Annotated in this window: 14 protein-coding genes; 10 read left to right on the top strand and 4 right to left on the bottom strand. The window is 59.3% G+C overall.

Features of this window, described 5'->3' with window-relative positions:
* A complete protein-coding gene (locus HB633_RS26495; RefSeq protein WP_213781132.1) occupies positions 1 to 975 on the top strand; it encodes a VTT domain-containing protein in 975 nt (324 codons plus the stop codon).
* Here HB633_RS26495 and HB633_RS26490 read toward each other — a convergent pair whose 3' ends face one another.
* Both HB633_RS26490 and HB633_RS26485 read right to left on the bottom strand, forming a co-directional pair.
* On the bottom strand, positions 976 to 1,539 hold the full coding sequence (locus HB633_RS26490; RefSeq protein WP_213781131.1) for a carboxymuconolactone decarboxylase family protein: 564 nt from the start codon (positions 1,537 to 1,539) through the stop codon (positions 976 to 978). It lies immediately after the preceding gene.
* 287 nt (positions 1,540 to 1,826) lie between these two features.
* Positions 1,827 to 2,618, bottom strand: coding sequence for an IclR family transcriptional regulator (locus HB633_RS26485; RefSeq protein WP_062170285.1), 792 nt, complete (start codon positions 2,616 to 2,618; stop codon positions 1,827 to 1,829).
* A gap of 217 nt (positions 2,619 to 2,835) precedes the next feature.
* Here HB633_RS26485 and ugpC point away from each other — a divergent pair, with 217 nt between their 5' ends.
* Genes ugpC through HB633_RS26455 form a run of 6 tightly spaced genes read left to right on the top strand, consistent with a single transcriptional unit; the run spans position 2,836 to position 8,620 of the window.
* A complete protein-coding gene (ugpC, locus tag HB633_RS26480) occupies positions 2,836 to 3,900 on the top strand; it encodes a sn-glycerol-3-phosphate ABC transporter ATP-binding protein UgpC (protein ID WP_213781130.1) in 1,065 nt (354 codons plus the stop codon).
* A 35-nt stretch (positions 3,901 to 3,935) separates the two neighbouring features.
* Entirely contained in the window at positions 3,936 to 5,267 is a 1,332-nt protein-coding gene (locus HB633_RS26475) for a sugar ABC transporter substrate-binding protein (protein ID WP_213781129.1), read from the top strand.
* Positions 5,268 to 5,295: 28 nt separating this feature from the next.
* On the top strand, positions 5,296 to 6,237 hold the full coding sequence (locus HB633_RS26470) for a sugar ABC transporter permease (RefSeq protein WP_174362290.1): 942 nt from the start codon (positions 5,296 to 5,298) through the stop codon (positions 6,235 to 6,237).
* Between the two features lie 34 nt (positions 6,238 to 6,271).
* A complete protein-coding gene (locus tag HB633_RS26465; RefSeq protein ID WP_213781238.1) occupies positions 6,272 to 7,102 on the top strand; it encodes a carbohydrate ABC transporter permease in 831 nt (276 codons plus the stop codon).
* A gap of 37 nt (positions 7,103 to 7,139) precedes the next feature.
* Positions 7,140 to 8,258 (top strand): mandelate racemase/muconate lactonizing enzyme family protein, encoded by a 1,119-nt coding sequence (locus HB633_RS26460; RefSeq protein WP_213781128.1) that lies wholly within the window; start codon positions 7,140 to 7,142, stop codon positions 8,256 to 8,258.
* Positions 8,259 to 8,260: 2 nt separating this feature from the next.
* Positions 8,261 to 8,620 carry an L-rhamnose mutarotase gene (locus HB633_RS26455; protein ID WP_213781127.1) on the top strand — a complete coding sequence of 120 codons (360 nt, stop codon included), beginning with the start codon at positions 8,261 to 8,263 and terminating at the stop codon, positions 8,618 to 8,620.
* A 375-nt stretch (positions 8,621 to 8,995) separates the two neighbouring features.
* On the opposite strand, the gene HB633_RS26450 is transcribed toward HB633_RS26455, so the two are convergent.
* Both HB633_RS26450 and HB633_RS26445 read right to left on the bottom strand, forming a co-directional pair.
* The gene (locus HB633_RS26450; protein WP_213781126.1) at positions 8,996 to 9,271 is read right to left on the bottom strand and encodes a hypothetical protein; all 276 of its coding nucleotides are present in this window, start codon (positions 9,269 to 9,271) and stop codon (positions 8,996 to 8,998) included.
* A 165-nt stretch (positions 9,272 to 9,436) separates the two neighbouring features.
* A complete protein-coding gene (locus HB633_RS26445; protein ID WP_213781125.1) occupies positions 9,437 to 10,300 on the bottom strand; it encodes a LysR substrate-binding domain-containing protein in 864 nt (287 codons plus the stop codon).
* Positions 10,301 to 10,432: 132 nt separating this feature from the next.
* On the opposite strand from HB633_RS26445, the gene HB633_RS26440 reads away from it, so the two are divergent.
* From HB633_RS26440 to HB633_RS26430, 3 genes are read left to right on the top strand one after another with little or no spacing between them, the layout of a single operon-like run.
* The gene (locus HB633_RS26440) at positions 10,433 to 11,473 is read left to right on the top strand and encodes an ABC transporter ATP-binding protein (protein WP_213781124.1); all 1,041 of its coding nucleotides are present in this window, start codon (positions 10,433 to 10,435) and stop codon (positions 11,471 to 11,473) included.
* Complete coding sequence (locus HB633_RS26435) at positions 11,470 to 12,567, top strand: oligopeptide/dipeptide ABC transporter ATP-binding protein (RefSeq protein ID WP_213781123.1); 1,098 nt, start codon at positions 11,470 to 11,472, stop codon at positions 12,565 to 12,567. Before HB633_RS26440 ends, HB633_RS26435 begins: the two co-directional genes overlap by 4 nt.
* A 16-nt stretch (positions 12,568 to 12,583) precedes the next feature.
* Positions 12,584 to 14,086 (top strand): ABC transporter substrate-binding protein, encoded by a 1,503-nt coding sequence (locus tag HB633_RS26430; protein WP_213781122.1) that lies wholly within the window; start codon positions 12,584 to 12,586, stop codon positions 14,084 to 14,086.
* Positions 14,087 to 14,091: the final 5 nt, after the last annotated feature.

Genomic DNA, 14,091 nt, shown 5'->3' with positions numbered 1-14,091 from the left:
TTGATTCAGATTCCACCGTCGGCAATAACCACCTGGGGCAGTGCGGTCGTCTTCGTCAACGTGCTCGTGACGCGACTAGGCGTGCCCCTGCCGATCATCCCTGTGCTGCTGTTCGCGGGCTCGGCGATCGCGGCCGGCCTCCTGGCGTTCTCGCATGTGTTGTTCGCGGCCGTGGTGGCAGCGCTGATCGGCGACTTTGCGTGGTTCTCTGCGGGGCGAATCTATGGCGCGCGCCTCACGGACTTTTTCTCGCGACGCTCGCTTTCCGCCGATGCCAGCATTCGCACGACGCGCAATCTGTTCGAACGCTTCGGCATTGGTATCGTAGCCGTGGCGAAGTTCGTTCCGGGCCTCGCGCTCATCACGCCGCCGTTGATGGGCACCACGATGATTTCGCCGGTCAAGTTCGTTGCCTGGGACGCGGCCGGTACGGTCGCGTGGGCGTCGTTCTGGCTGCTGGGCGGCGCGCTCTTCGAGCAGCAACTGGCCATGCTGTTGATGATTTTGCGGCCATACGGGGCGTCCATTCTGGACGTGCTGGCGGCGGCTGCTCTTGTCTACCTGATCTATCGATACCTGTTGCGCTGGCGCATCAGACGATGGCTGCGCCGCCGGGTCGTCACGGCGCGCAAGCTCAACGTCATGATGAGATCGGGCTCGCCGCCGTTGATTATCGATGCACGCAAGCACGCCGATCGCGACGAGCAAGGCGTGCGGATTCCAGGCGCTAAATTGCTCGATCCTGATTCGCCGGGAAGTATCGATACTTCGCTTCGGTCGAGCGTGATCGTGGTTTATTGCTCCCGTTCCAACGATGCCACCGCGCGAAGGGTGTGCCGCCGGCTGCGAGGGAAAGGCTTCGTGAACGTCCGGGCGCTGTACGGCGGCCTCGACGAGTGGGTCCGACGCGGCTATGCCGTCGAACCCTTGCCACCCGATTTCGACGCGATGGATCTGTCGATGGTGCGGCCTTGATCACTCGCGTGGCTCGGGAAACGGTAGCTCGGTTTGTCCCTCCGCGCGCATGTTGAAGGTGTTCAACGTCATTGCGACCAGCGCGTAGTAGCCGAGCAAGCCGACCAGATTGATCACTGTTACGTGCCCGAAGCGCGCCACCGCTTGATTGAAGGTTGCGTCGGTGATGCGCTTAGTCTCGTAAAGCTGCGTGGCGAAATCGAAGATCAGGGCGTCGTCGGGGCCATCGAAAACGGGTGGTCGATTATCGTGGATGGCGTCCGCGATTGCGGCGGGAAGACCCGCTTCGAGCGCGATCGGATAATGGATGAACCACTCCGCCTGCGATTGCCAGCGTGCCGCGGTAACCAGGATGGCAAGTTCGGAAAGCCGAAGCGGCAAGCCTGTCTTGTATCGGCAGAAGGCGCCGAGGCGTTGGGCGTGCTGCGCCAGTTCCGGACTATGAATCCAGCCTGGAAACGGGCCGTTGAGATTGCCGCGCGGGCCTGAGAGGATTTCATCGAGCACGGCTTTTTGTTCGCCGGTCGCGGTGGCGGCATCGAACTCGGGAAGTCGGATAGTCATGAGTGGATCTCGGTGAGAAAACAAAACGCAGCGCCCTCGACCACCGCCATCCCTATCCATACATATGTGGGGATGCGTCGAAAGCTCTCCCATGGCTAAATACCCTCAACGATGCCACGGGGACAAACCGACCTCAGCTCGGTAAAGCGTCGGAGTATCGGGGAGCAGCAAGTCCGAGGGGAGAGGTGGCGTGTGCCGGCGGCTGGACGTGGCGAGACGTCCGGTCGTCGGCGGCGCTGCAAGCATATTCAATCTCGTGATGGCGCTTCCTCAATAAGTCATGGAAATCAACTGCCGCTCGCGCCCGGTTCCCAGTACACATTCAAGCCCATCAATTCGGTCAGCGTCTGCGCTGCGGCTTTCATCCGTTCCCCGACCTCGTTCATGGCGGGCACGGGCGCGTTATCGATGCGTTCTATAAACGGCGTCGTCAACGTGGCAATCGCGTGGCCGGTGCGTCCGAACACCGGATAAGCGAGATTCTTCACGCCCCTGACCTGGCGGCTCGGCATGCGCGCATGGCCACGTTCGCGGATTCGCGCGAGATCGGCGGCGAGCTGCTTTGCATCGACGGGAAGTTCGCCATCTACCGGAACGTGGAGCTTCAACATGCGCTTGCGTTCGAGTTCTTCCTGGAACGCCATCAACACCTGACCTGACGCGGTATCGGTCATGCCGATCAACGTGCCCACCTTCAACGAAAATCCAAAACGCTCCGGGCTCTCCACGCCCGCGACAATCAACACGCGGCCGTCCTGATACACGCACAAATGAAACGACTGCCGCACGTCGTTGGCAAGTTGCGTCATCAAGGGCAGCGCCGTGGTCACCAGCGATCGAACCGGCTGATGCCTGTGCGCAAGTTGAAAGAGCAATAACGACAAGACGTATCGATCGCCTATCGCGAGAAGATATCCGCGTGCTTCCAGCGTCACGACCATGCGGAAGATTTCCGCCGTCGTGCGCCCAAGTGTCTTGCCGAGATCGGCGAGCGACAAACCCTCCGGATGACCCGCCAGCAATTCGATGATGTCCAGCCCCTTCTCGAGCGCCGGTGCCGAATATCGCGTGTTATCCAAGATTCCTCCAGTGTTTTGCTTACTAGCGTGGCGTGATTGTAGACCTCCCGAAGCGGCATCTTCGGCTGGAAAAGCGCGCATTCGATCCTCGGGAAAACACCAACGTAAATTCATATATGAAAGGCCGTTTTATCTTTAAAATGATTTGCATCGGTGGAAAACGGTCCGCGAGATGCGCGGGATGTGCCTATCCCGATCCACAAACGAGGTAACGCTGATGGCTGAAGTGGCATTCAAGCAGGTGCAGAAATCGTTCGGCGCCGTGCAGGTGTTGAAGCAGATCGACCTGACCGTTGCGGACGGCGAATTCCTCGTGCTCGTGGGACCGAGCGGATGCGGCAAGTCGACGTTGTTGCGCGCGCTTGCCGGACTGGAAGGCGTGACGCAGGGCCGGATCTTGATCGACGGACGCGTGGTCAATGACCTGCCGCCCAAGGATCGCGACATCGCGATGGTGTTTCAGAACTACGCGCTCTATCCGCACATGAGCGTGCTGGAGAACCTGACGTTCGCGCTGAAGTTGCGTGACCTGAAGCCCGATGAAATCGCGGCGCGTGCCAATCAGGCCGCGACCATTCTCGGGCTTCAGGATTTACTTGGACGTTATCCGCGGCATTTGTCAGGCGGTCAGCGGCAACGCGTGGCAATGGGACGTGCGATCGTGCGCGACCCGAAGGTATTTCTCTTCGATGAACCCCTGTCCAATCTCGACGCCAAGCTGCGCGTGCAGATGCGCGCCGAGATCAAGGCGCTGCACCAACGTCTTCGCGCAACGACGGTGTACGTGACGCACGACCAGATTGAAGCCATGACGATGGCGGATCGCATCGTCGTGCTGAATGGCGGCGCGATCGAGCAGATCGGCGCGCCGCTCGAACTCTACGACGACCCGGACAACTTGTTCGTGGCGAGTTTTATCGGCTCGCCTTCCATGAATTTCTTCAAAGGCAAATACGAATTGCAAGGCGATGGAGCGCGCGTGCGTATCGGCGATTTCGCCTTGCAAGTGCCGGTTGTCAACGCTCGCGAAGGACAGGACGTCACGGTCGGCGTGCGTCCCGAACATCTTCTGGTCGCCCAGAGCGGCGGCCTTCCGTTCAACGTTGACGTTGTGGAACCGACGGGTGCATCGACTGAACTATTCGGCACGGTCGCGGGGCAGCGTTGCTGCGTGATCGTGAACGGACGCTTGCCGCTTCAGCCCGCACAAAACGTCCGGCTCGCCGCGGAACTCGACAACACCCTGATCTTCGATACCGACACCAGCCGCAGGCTGTGTTGAGACCAAGCGAAGACATATAACAAAGGAGATGCATCATGCGCCACGATTCGATAAAAACCGCAGTGAAGGTCGCGGTATCCATGCTTGCCCTGGCAGGTTTGGTCGCGACAACCGGAGCACGCGCCGATAACGAATACAAAGGCTACACGTTGCGCGTGAAGCTGATTGGCGGCGTGCAATACGAAGCGCTTTATACGCGCATTCCGCTTTGGGAAAAAGAGACTGGCGCCAAGGTGGAGATCATCTCGCGCAAGAGTCACTTCGAGCTGGATCGTGAGCTTAAGCAGGACATTGCTTCGCAGCATATCGACTATTGCGTGTCGTCGAATCATACGAATTTTTCCGCGCAATATCCGATCTTCCGTGACCTCAAGGGTTTGTTCCCGGCGACATATCTTTCGGCATTCGCGCCTGCGTTGCTGAAGCAATCGGAGGTCAAAGGCCAGCTCGTGCAGATTCCGCGATCGACGGATATTGAAGCGCTCTATTACAACAAGACCGCCTACGCCGATCCCGCGAATCGCGATGCCTATAAGAAGAAGTTTGGTCAGGATCTCGCGCCGCCGAAAAACTTCGCCGAGTTCACGCAGCAGGCCACGTTCTTTACCAAGGCGCCAAATTTTTATGGCACGCAATTCCCTGGCAAGGACGAAGCGCTGACGGGCACGTTCTATTCGCTGCTGGTGGCAAACGGCGGCCAGTTACTCGATGCAAAAATGAAGCCGACGTTCAACTCGCCGGCCGGCGTGAAGACGCTCGACTGGTTCGTGAATCTCTACAAAACAGGCGTGGTTCCGAAGGGCGTTCCGAGCTACGTCTGGGACGATCTCGGCAACAACTTCGCGTCGGGCAAGGTCGCGCTAGATCTAGACTGGCCGGGGTTTGCATCGTTTTATAACGACCCTAAGACATCGAAGCTTGCCGGAAACGTAGGCGTGGTTCGCGCACCGCTCGGCGCTGCAAACAAGCGTCCGGGCTGGTCGGGATCGCATAGCTTCTCGATCACCAAGGTGTGCGCGCGTCCTGAAGTTGCCGCGAGCTTCATCCAGTTCCTGACGAGCAAGGATTCTCAGCTCGTCGAAGCGCGGCTCGGCTCCATTCCTTCGCGCGTGGACGCACAGCAGGCCATCGTGCAGGAGTTCAAGACCAAGGACGATCACTTCATGGCGGACGCCGTTGCAACGTTCAGTCAGGCCGCGAAGGAGGATTCGTTCACGCCGCCGCGCATCGCCCAATGGAACGAAATCTCCAATGCGTTGTGGCCGGAACTGCAGAAGGCGATCATTGGTGACGAAACCTCGCAGCAGGCGCTCGACAAGGCCGCGAAGAAAGTCGCAGACATCATGCAGGACGCAGCCGACCAGTAACGCTCGACCAAACATCATCAGGCTTTCGATGCAATCCAACACGCCTTATTCGATCGGCGGCGAGCCCGCTCTCGCAACACCGCGCTGGCGTATCCCGCTGCCGATCAAACTGCTCTTGCCCGCGTTCCTCGCGGTTGGTCTGGTGGTCGTGTTGCCGCTGTTATTCTCGTTTTACACGAGCTTCACGGCTTATCGTTTGACCGATCCCGACACGCTTTCGCACTGGATCGGCTGGCGCAACTACGAACGCGCGTTTGCGAACGGAGACTTCTGGGCCGCGTTCGGCCGCACCATTCTGTTCCTCACGGTCGCGCTGAATCTCGAACTGTTGCTCGGGCTTGGCGTTGCGTTGTTGCTCAACCAGGTAACAAAAGGGCAACGCGCGTTGCGCACGGTGATGATGTTTCCGATGATGTTCTCGCCCGTCCTTGTCGGCTTTCAGTTCAAGTTCATGCTCAACGACAGCACGGGCATTGTGAACAACCTGATGCAGACGTTGTTCGGCGCGAAGTCCGCGTTCCCGTTTCTTGTCGATGCAAACTCGGCGCTTGCGTCGCTGATCGCAGCGGAGGTCTGGAACTCCACGCCGATCTTCGCGGTGATTCTGCTCGCCGGGTTGATGGCCTTGCCGAAAGATCCAATAGAAGCATCGAAGGTAGACGGCTGCACGTCATGGCAGACCTTTCGCTACGTCACGCTGCCGTACCTGATGCCGTTCATTTATATATCGATGACGATTCGTTCACTCGATGTCGGGCGCGCCTATGACATCGTGCGCATCATGACGAACGGCGGACCGGGCGGACGCACTGAATTGCTCTGGACGATGGTCGGCCGCATCGCGTACGACGATTCACGCATGGGTTATGCAAATGCGATTGCGTATGTCTCGGTGCTCGTGTCGATCCTCTTCACGCTGTACTTCTTCCGCAAGCTGAGCGGCGCACGCAAACACATGGGACCTGCCTGACATCATGAGCGATATGGCAATCAAGGGCGCATTCATGCGCAAGTCGGCGATGTGGTTCGGCGTGTTCATCGTCATGGCGATCATTTGCCTGCCGGGGCTTTGGGTCGTGCTCAACGCGTTCAGGTCGAACGTCGCGATCCTCTCGAATCAATCGCCGCTGGTGGGTTCGAGCTACACGCTCGATAACTTCAAAAGCATGTTCGGCTATGGGCAAATGGCTTCTTTGCCAATCAGCCAGTACTTCGTCAATTCCGTGATCATCTCGTGCGTCAGCACGGTCGCCGCGCTCGCCGTCGGCGTGCTTGGCGGCTACGCGTTCGCGCGTTTCGACTTCAAGCACAAGAAGGTCATGTTCGTCACGCTGATGCTGACGCGCGCCATTCCGGGCATTGCGTTGTCGTTGCCCATCTTCATGCTCTGGGCGTGGACCGGTCTGCTCGATACACGTATTGGCGTGATCCTGGTTTATCTGGCAATGAACGTGCCGTTCACCGTCTGGTTGATCGATGGCTTCTTCCGCGAAGTGCCGATCGAATTGTCGCAAGCCGCGCAAATCGATGGATGCAACCGCTGGCAAGCTTTTTGGCGCATCGAGTTGCCGCTCGCGAAAAGCGGGATTGCATCGGCGGGCATCTTCGCGTTTTTGACAAGCTGGAACGAATTCGCGCTCGCCACGCAATTGTGCCGAAGCCCCGATACAAAAACGCTGCCGGTCGGCCTGATGGATTTCACCGCGCAGTTTTCCGTCGACTGGGCCGGCATGTGCGCGATGGCCGTGATCATCATCATTCCCGCGATCGTGCTGACGTTCATCGTGCAGAAACACTTGATCGCGGGCCTGACGCTCGGCGGCGTGAAGGGCTGAACGAATCGGTTGAATCAAGCTTTAAAGGAAACAGGAAATGGCAACTATCGATACCGTCGACATCCGTCAGGTCGATCTTCAACCCAAGGTCAAACGCACGGACGCGATCCAGTCGTTTGTCGTGCAAGAGACGGTGCTCGTCACGATTCATTGCAGCGATGGCAGCACGGGCACGGGTTACACGTACACCATCGGCACGGGCGGCTCGTCGATTGTCGCGTTGCTGAACGATCATCTCGCGCCGCGTTTGATTGGCCGCAATCCAGCCGAGTACGAAGCCATTTGGCGCGACCTGTTTTTCCACACGCACGCAACGGCCGTTGGCGCGATCACGAGCCTGGCGCTCGCCGCAATCGACACCGCTTTGTGGGACCGCAACACGCGCGTGGCGAACCTGCCGCTGTGGATTGCCGCGGGCGGCGCGAAACCGCGCACGCGCACGTATTCCACCGAGGGCGGCTGGCTGCATTTATCGGCGAAAGAACTCGTCGATCAAACCATCCAGGCGCGCGATGCCGGTTTTCACGGCGCCAAGATCAAGGTCGGCCGGCCGCATCTGGCGGAAGACATGCGCCGGCTCACGGCCGTGCGCGAAGCCATGGGCGACGATTTCGAGATCATGGTCGATGCCAACCAGGGCTTCACCTTGTCCGAAGCCATCCGTCGTGCAAACGCATATGAACCGCTGCGGCTCGCGTGGCTTGAAGAACCCATGCCCGCCGAGAACATCGCCGCGCATCGGCGTCTCAACGCGGCAAGTTCGACGCCCATCGCGGTCGGCGAATCGATGTATCACCCGGGGCAGTTCGGCGACTATCTGAAAGCCGATGCGTGTTCGATCGTGCAGGCGGACGTAGCGCGTATTGGTGGCATTACGCCGTGGCTCAAGGTTGCGCATCTCGCGGAAACCATGAATGTCTCCATCTGCCCGCACTTTTTGATGGAGCTGCACGTGAGTCTGTGCGCGGCCGTTCCGAACGCGACGTGGCTCGAATACATTCCGCAACTCGACACGTTGACCGGCAAGCAGGTTCAGATCGAACAAGGCTACGCCGTTGCGCCGATGGAACCAGGCATTGGTATCGACTGGGATTGGGACGCGATCCAGGGAACGCAGCGCACGCACGTTCGTGTGGATGCGCGCGCGGCGGCTTGAAAATGAACGCTCATATTGCGCGCCATTGTCTGATGCTCGATCTGCGCGATGACCCCTCGGTCATTGAGCAATACGATGCTTATCACGAAGCCGTCTGGCCTGAAGTGCTGGAAGCGTTGAGGGCATCGGGCATTATCGACATGACGATCTGGCGGCGCGAAACGCGGCTTGTGATGCTGATTGAAACGAAGCCTGATTTCAGCTTCGACAAACTCGTCGCCGGTCCTGACGCGCATCCACGCGTAACGGAGTGGAACGCGGTGATGGCAAGTTTTCAGCAGCCGCTGCCGAACGCTTCAACCAAAGAATGGCAACCGGCGAAACTGGCGTTCAACATGCAGGCGCAGCTGAAGAGCGCCTGACGTTCAAGCGATGTGCAGGATCAACGAGAATACTGCGACCGCGAGTCCGACGCCGCCAATCAGACAACCCGCAACCACGCACAATCGCCAGAGCGTTTTCATTTTTTGCGGACTCAAAAAAGAAGGCCGCTAGGCGGCCTAAGAGGGGTAATACAGGGGGGTCAAGACTCCACCATAAGTCGCGATCCTTAAGGCAACATTAAGCCGCGACTATTGGGCGTGCCGATTCCTTACCCAGTCTTTTCGCACAATAAAAAAGCCGATGCCGGATGAACGGGTAGTTCATCCGGCATCGGCTGTACCGCTTCCTACGTTTTGCGTGAGTCGCGGATGTGGGTCAGTCTGACGATCGCGAACTGACGCAAATCATCGAACTTAGTTATGCGAGTACAGGGACTGCGTGGTGTTCGCACGGACGCGGCTGCCAGATTGCGATTGCGTGTCTTGCACGCCGCCGTAGGACTTTGCATCGCTTTGAGCTTGTGCGTTTTCAGCGGCAACAGTTTGCGCGCTTTGGCCGCGCTGCGAAGCCGGTGCGCCGACTGCCGGGTTGTACGACGGTGCCGGGCCGTAACCGCTGCTTGCGAATGCGGGAGCAGCCAAGGCTGCGGAAGTGGCGATCAACAACGTGGCGATAAGGTTCTTTTTCATGATGCGCTCCGATATTCAGTTGTAAGGGGCGCAGTGGCTGATGTGTTCTGCTCACTGCGTCGATGAAATGCAGTGTATACCCTTACTATCGGTTTATTGTATTCGATAGGCGCAAATGTGTTTTCGGGATAGACGAATAATGAGATGTGCATCGGAACGGCAAAACTAGCCGTGAAGCGTCTCGATAATCGCCGCCGTAATCCCGCTTCTTCCATACGAAGCTCTCTCGATCATCCCGACCGTCCGCAAAATCGGTGGCTGGGCGATCGAAATCAACCGCAGCGACGGATCAGCCTGCCACCCCGCGCGATGCAACTCTGGCAACACCGTCACGCCCACGTTCTTCCTGACCAGCGCCACGATCGTTTCGATGGAATTCAGCTCCAGATACTCCTTCACCTCCAGGCCGAGCGCCGTCAGCGCCTGATCCACGACCACGCCGGTGCGCACGCGCCGGTCAAACCGCAAGAATCCGTTCGACGCCAATACGCGATGCGCATCGTTATCCGTGATTTCGCGGCTCACGACCAGCATCAGCGGCTCTGTATAGAGCGGCGTCCATTTCAGCGTATCGGGCAGCGTCTGATCAGGCCGCGCGACGACCGCCGCGATATCCACTTCTCCTTGCTCGACCATTGCGGTGAGTTCGTCCGAACGCGCCGATAACAACCTCACGTCCAGCCCCGGATGCGCGGTTTTCAACTGGGCCACGCCCAATGACAAGGCCCCGATCACCGATACCACCGCGCCAATCACGACCGGCCCATGCATGGAATCGGCGGGCGTGGCTTCGAGTTCATCGAGTAAATCAAGAATCTGCTCGACCTTCGACCTGATCTCGTGCCCCTGGCGGCTCAGCACGACCTGCCTCGCGCTGCGATCGAAAAGCTGACGGCCAAGCGCTTGCTCCAGGCCGCGCATCTGCAAGCTCACGGCCGCTTGCGTGAGCGCGACCTTGTCGGCGGCGGCAGCAAAAGAACCCGTCCGCGCGACGGCGCGAAACGTCTTCAGCATCCGGATGGTTGGCATCGGCGTTACTCAAGAAAAATTTAAGTGTCAAAAAGAAAGTTTAATATTTCCTGATGCATTGCGCCGGACATAATGACTGTGAAAGATTCATGTCTGTGCTTCACGTTTTGTTACGCAGCGGAGTGTTGAAATTTGTCGACGTCGAATAAGCCGCTTCAGGATCAGCCCACGAAAACTCCCGTACTCGAAGTTAGCGGTTTCTCGCTGAAATTCTCGCGCGCCGCGAATGTGCCGAATCTCGTTGAAGACGTGTCGTTTTCGGTGAATGCGGGCGAGACGCTGTGCATCGTGGGGGAATCGGGTTGCGGGAAAAGCGTGACGTCGCTCGCAATGATGGGTTTGCTGCCGAGCCCGCCGGCGAATATCGTCGCGGGAAAAGCGCTGTTCGACGGCCGCGATCTCTTCAAGCTCAGCGAGCGCGAACTCGCCGATATCCGCGGCAACCGCATGTCGATGATCTTCCAGGAGCCGATGACATCGCTTAATCCGGCGTTCACCATCGGCCATCAGATTGCGGAATGCGTGCAGCGGCATCGTGGCTTGAAGGGCGCGGCCGCGAGGAAGGAAGCGCTGGAAATGCTGCGCCTCGTGCGCATCCCCGCACCGGAAAAACGGCTCGACGCGTATCCGCATGAACTCTCGGGCGGCATGCGCCAGCGCGTGATGATCGCGATGGCGCTCGCCAATCGCCCGCAGTTGCTTATCGCCGATGAACCCACGACCGCGCTCGACGTCACCATCCAGGCGCAGGTTCTCTTGCTCGTGCGCAATCTGCAGGCCGAAACCGGCACGGCGATGGTCCTGATCACGCACGACCTCGGCGTGGTCGCGGAGGTCGCGGACCACGTCGCCGTGATGTACGCGGGGCGAATTGTGGAATATGGATCGGTGGATGAAATCTTCGATGACCCGCAGCATCCGTACACCATCGGCTTGATGGGCGCGATTCCCTCGGTGGGAAAACGCGAAGGCGCGTTGGCGACGATTCGCGGGTCGGTGCCATCGCCGGAACAGATGCCGAAGGGGTGCCGGTTTGCGCCGCGTTGCCCGTTTGTGGAGCAGCGGTGTATCGACCAGGCGCCGCCCGACAAGATGATCGATGGCTCGCATCGGGTTGCGTGCTGGGTCGCGCCGGTCGAGACCGTGGCCTTGTATAACGAGGCGGCCGCATGAACCCGCCAATCATCGAAGCGCAGGAACTCACCAAACACTTTGGCGGCACGCGCAGCATGTTCACGCGCGCGCCGACCGTCTATGCCGTGAACGGCGTGTCGTTCTCCGTGCAGCAGGGCGAGACGTTTGCCATTGTCGGGGAATCGGGCTGCGGGAAGTCGACGCTCGGGCGCCTGTTGCTGCGCTTGATCGATAGCACCGATGGCCGCGTGATGTATCAGGGCAAGGACATCACGCATCTCGGCACCGAGCCAATGCGCCGTCTTCGCCGCGAGATGCAGATCATCTTTCAGGACCCGTTTGCGTCGCTGAATCCGGGGATGACGGTGGGGCAGATCATCGGCGAGCCGATTGCGTTGCATGGGCTCGCGAAGGGCACGGCGCTGCAGGAACGCGTCGCCGATCTGCTGCGCACGGTCGGCTTGCAACCGGGTTATGCCGAGCGTTATCCGCACGAGTTTTCGGGCGGCCAGCGGCAACGGATTGGCATCGCGCGCGCGTTGGCGGGCGAGCCGAAGATGATTGTCGGCGATGAACCCGTGTCCGCGCTCGATGTTTCCGTGCAGGCGCAAGTCATCAACCTGCTTGAATCGCTGAAACAGAAACTCGGCCTCACGCTGATCATGATCGCGCACGATCTCGCGGTGATCCGCCATATGAGCGATCGCGTGGCGGTGATGTACCTCGGCGAAATCGTGGAGATGGCCGACGTAGACGATCTCTTCGATCAACCCTTGCACCCGTACACGCAAGCGCTGTTGCAGGCGATTCCGGCGAGCAGTCCGCGTCAGCGGCGCAGCAAGGCGTCGCTGACCGGCGACTTGCCGAGCCCGACATCGCCGCCTTCGGGATGCCGTTTTCATCCGCGATGCCCGCATGCAAAAGCGCGTTGCGCCGATGAACAGCCGGTCAACGAAACCTTGCCGAACGGACATCGCGTGGCCTGCCATTTCTGGCGCGAGATTCAGAACGCGGGTGGCGGCGCGCCGCTTGTTTCCATCGTGAGCCCGAAGTTGACCGAGCGGCTCGCGGTGTATCGGCAGCGTCAGACGGCGATCGACGGCGCGCTCAAAGAACATTCGAATACACGATAAAACGGGGAAATTCCAGATGCGAAAAATTCTTTTGGCGGCAGCACTCGCCGCCAGCACGAGCGCTGCGATGGCTCAAACGAGTTCCACGATTCGTATCGGCTTGCAGGACGATATCGGCACGCTCGACCCGGCGCGCAGCAGTCAGGTTGTCGACCGGATCGTGTTCAGTTCGCTGTGCAATTCGCTGGTGGATATCGGCCCGGATTTGAAGATCGTGCCAATGCTGGCGACGTCCTGGAGCATGAGCGCCGACAACAAGACGCTGACGTTCAAGCTGCGTCAGGGCGTCAAATTCCAAAACGACGAACCGTTCGATGCCGCCGCCGTGAAAGCCAACCTCGACCGTTCGCGCTCCATGCCGGCGAGCAATCGCAAGAGCGAACTGGCATCGATCGATCATGTGGACGTGGTTGATCCGAGCACCGTCGCCATCGTTTTGAAAGCGCCGGATGCCGCGCTGCTCGCCACGCTCACCGATCGCGCCGGCATGATGCTCGCGCCGAAAACGCTCACCGACGACGCCGGCGTTTCGACGCATCCTGTTTGCTCGGGTCCGTACAAATTCGTGCAGCGCGTGCAGAACGACCGCGTCGTGCTCGAGAAATTCGCGAGCTATTGGGACGCCGATAAATACCCGATCCAGAAGGTCATCTTCCAGCCGATCCCGGACAGCACCGTGCGCCTCGCGAACCTGCGTTCGGGTTCGCTCGACATGCTGGAACGCCTCGCGCCTTCCGACGTGGCATCGGTGAAAAGCGACAAGAACCTCAACTTCATTTCGATGAGCGGTTTAGGTTTCTATGACCTCACGTTCAACGTATCGAACGGCGCGCGCGCGCCAAAAGCCTTCAAGGACAAGCGCGTGCGCGAAGCGTTCGAACTGGCAATCGACCGCGATGCGATCAATCAGGTCATTGGCGGCGGCATCTTCGCGCCGATCAACCAGGCGATCCCGAAGAACAGCCCGTACTTCGATGCATCCCTGAAAACCACCAAGCGCGACATTCCGAAGGCTAAAGCGTTACTCAAGGCGGCGGGTTTCGAGAAGCTCGATATTGAATTGACGTTCGGCAATAACACCGTATCGAACCAGATGGCGCAGATGCTGCAAGCCATGTTGTCCGAGGCCGGCATCAACCTGAAATTGCGTCCGACCGATTACGCCGCGGCGCTCAATGCCTCGACCAAAGGCGACTTCGAACTGCTCTATCTCGGCTGGTCGGGCCGCACGGATCCGGATGGCAACCTGCATCAGTTCGTGACGTGCAAGGGCAATCTGAACTACGGGCGTTATTGCAATCCTGACGTGGACAAATTGCTTGACGATGCCCGCGTGAAATCGTCGGTCGCCGATCGCAAGACGGCCTACGATGCCGCACAAAAAATCCTCGCCGACGAAGACCCGATCATCTATCTCTACGCGCAGCCGTGGCCGTACGCCATGTCGAAGAAAGTGCAGGGTTTCACGCCTTATCCCGACGGCTTGATTCGTCTGCGCGGCGTGAGCATCAAGGGATAAACGTT

It is taken from the genome of Caballeronia sp. dw_276 (assembly GCF_018449635.1).
Lineage (GTDB): Bacteria > Pseudomonadota > Gammaproteobacteria > Burkholderiales > Burkholderiaceae > Caballeronia.
The sequence above is the reverse complement of the archived record's forward strand: the minus strand, read 5'-3'. Positions and strand labels throughout refer to the sequence as shown.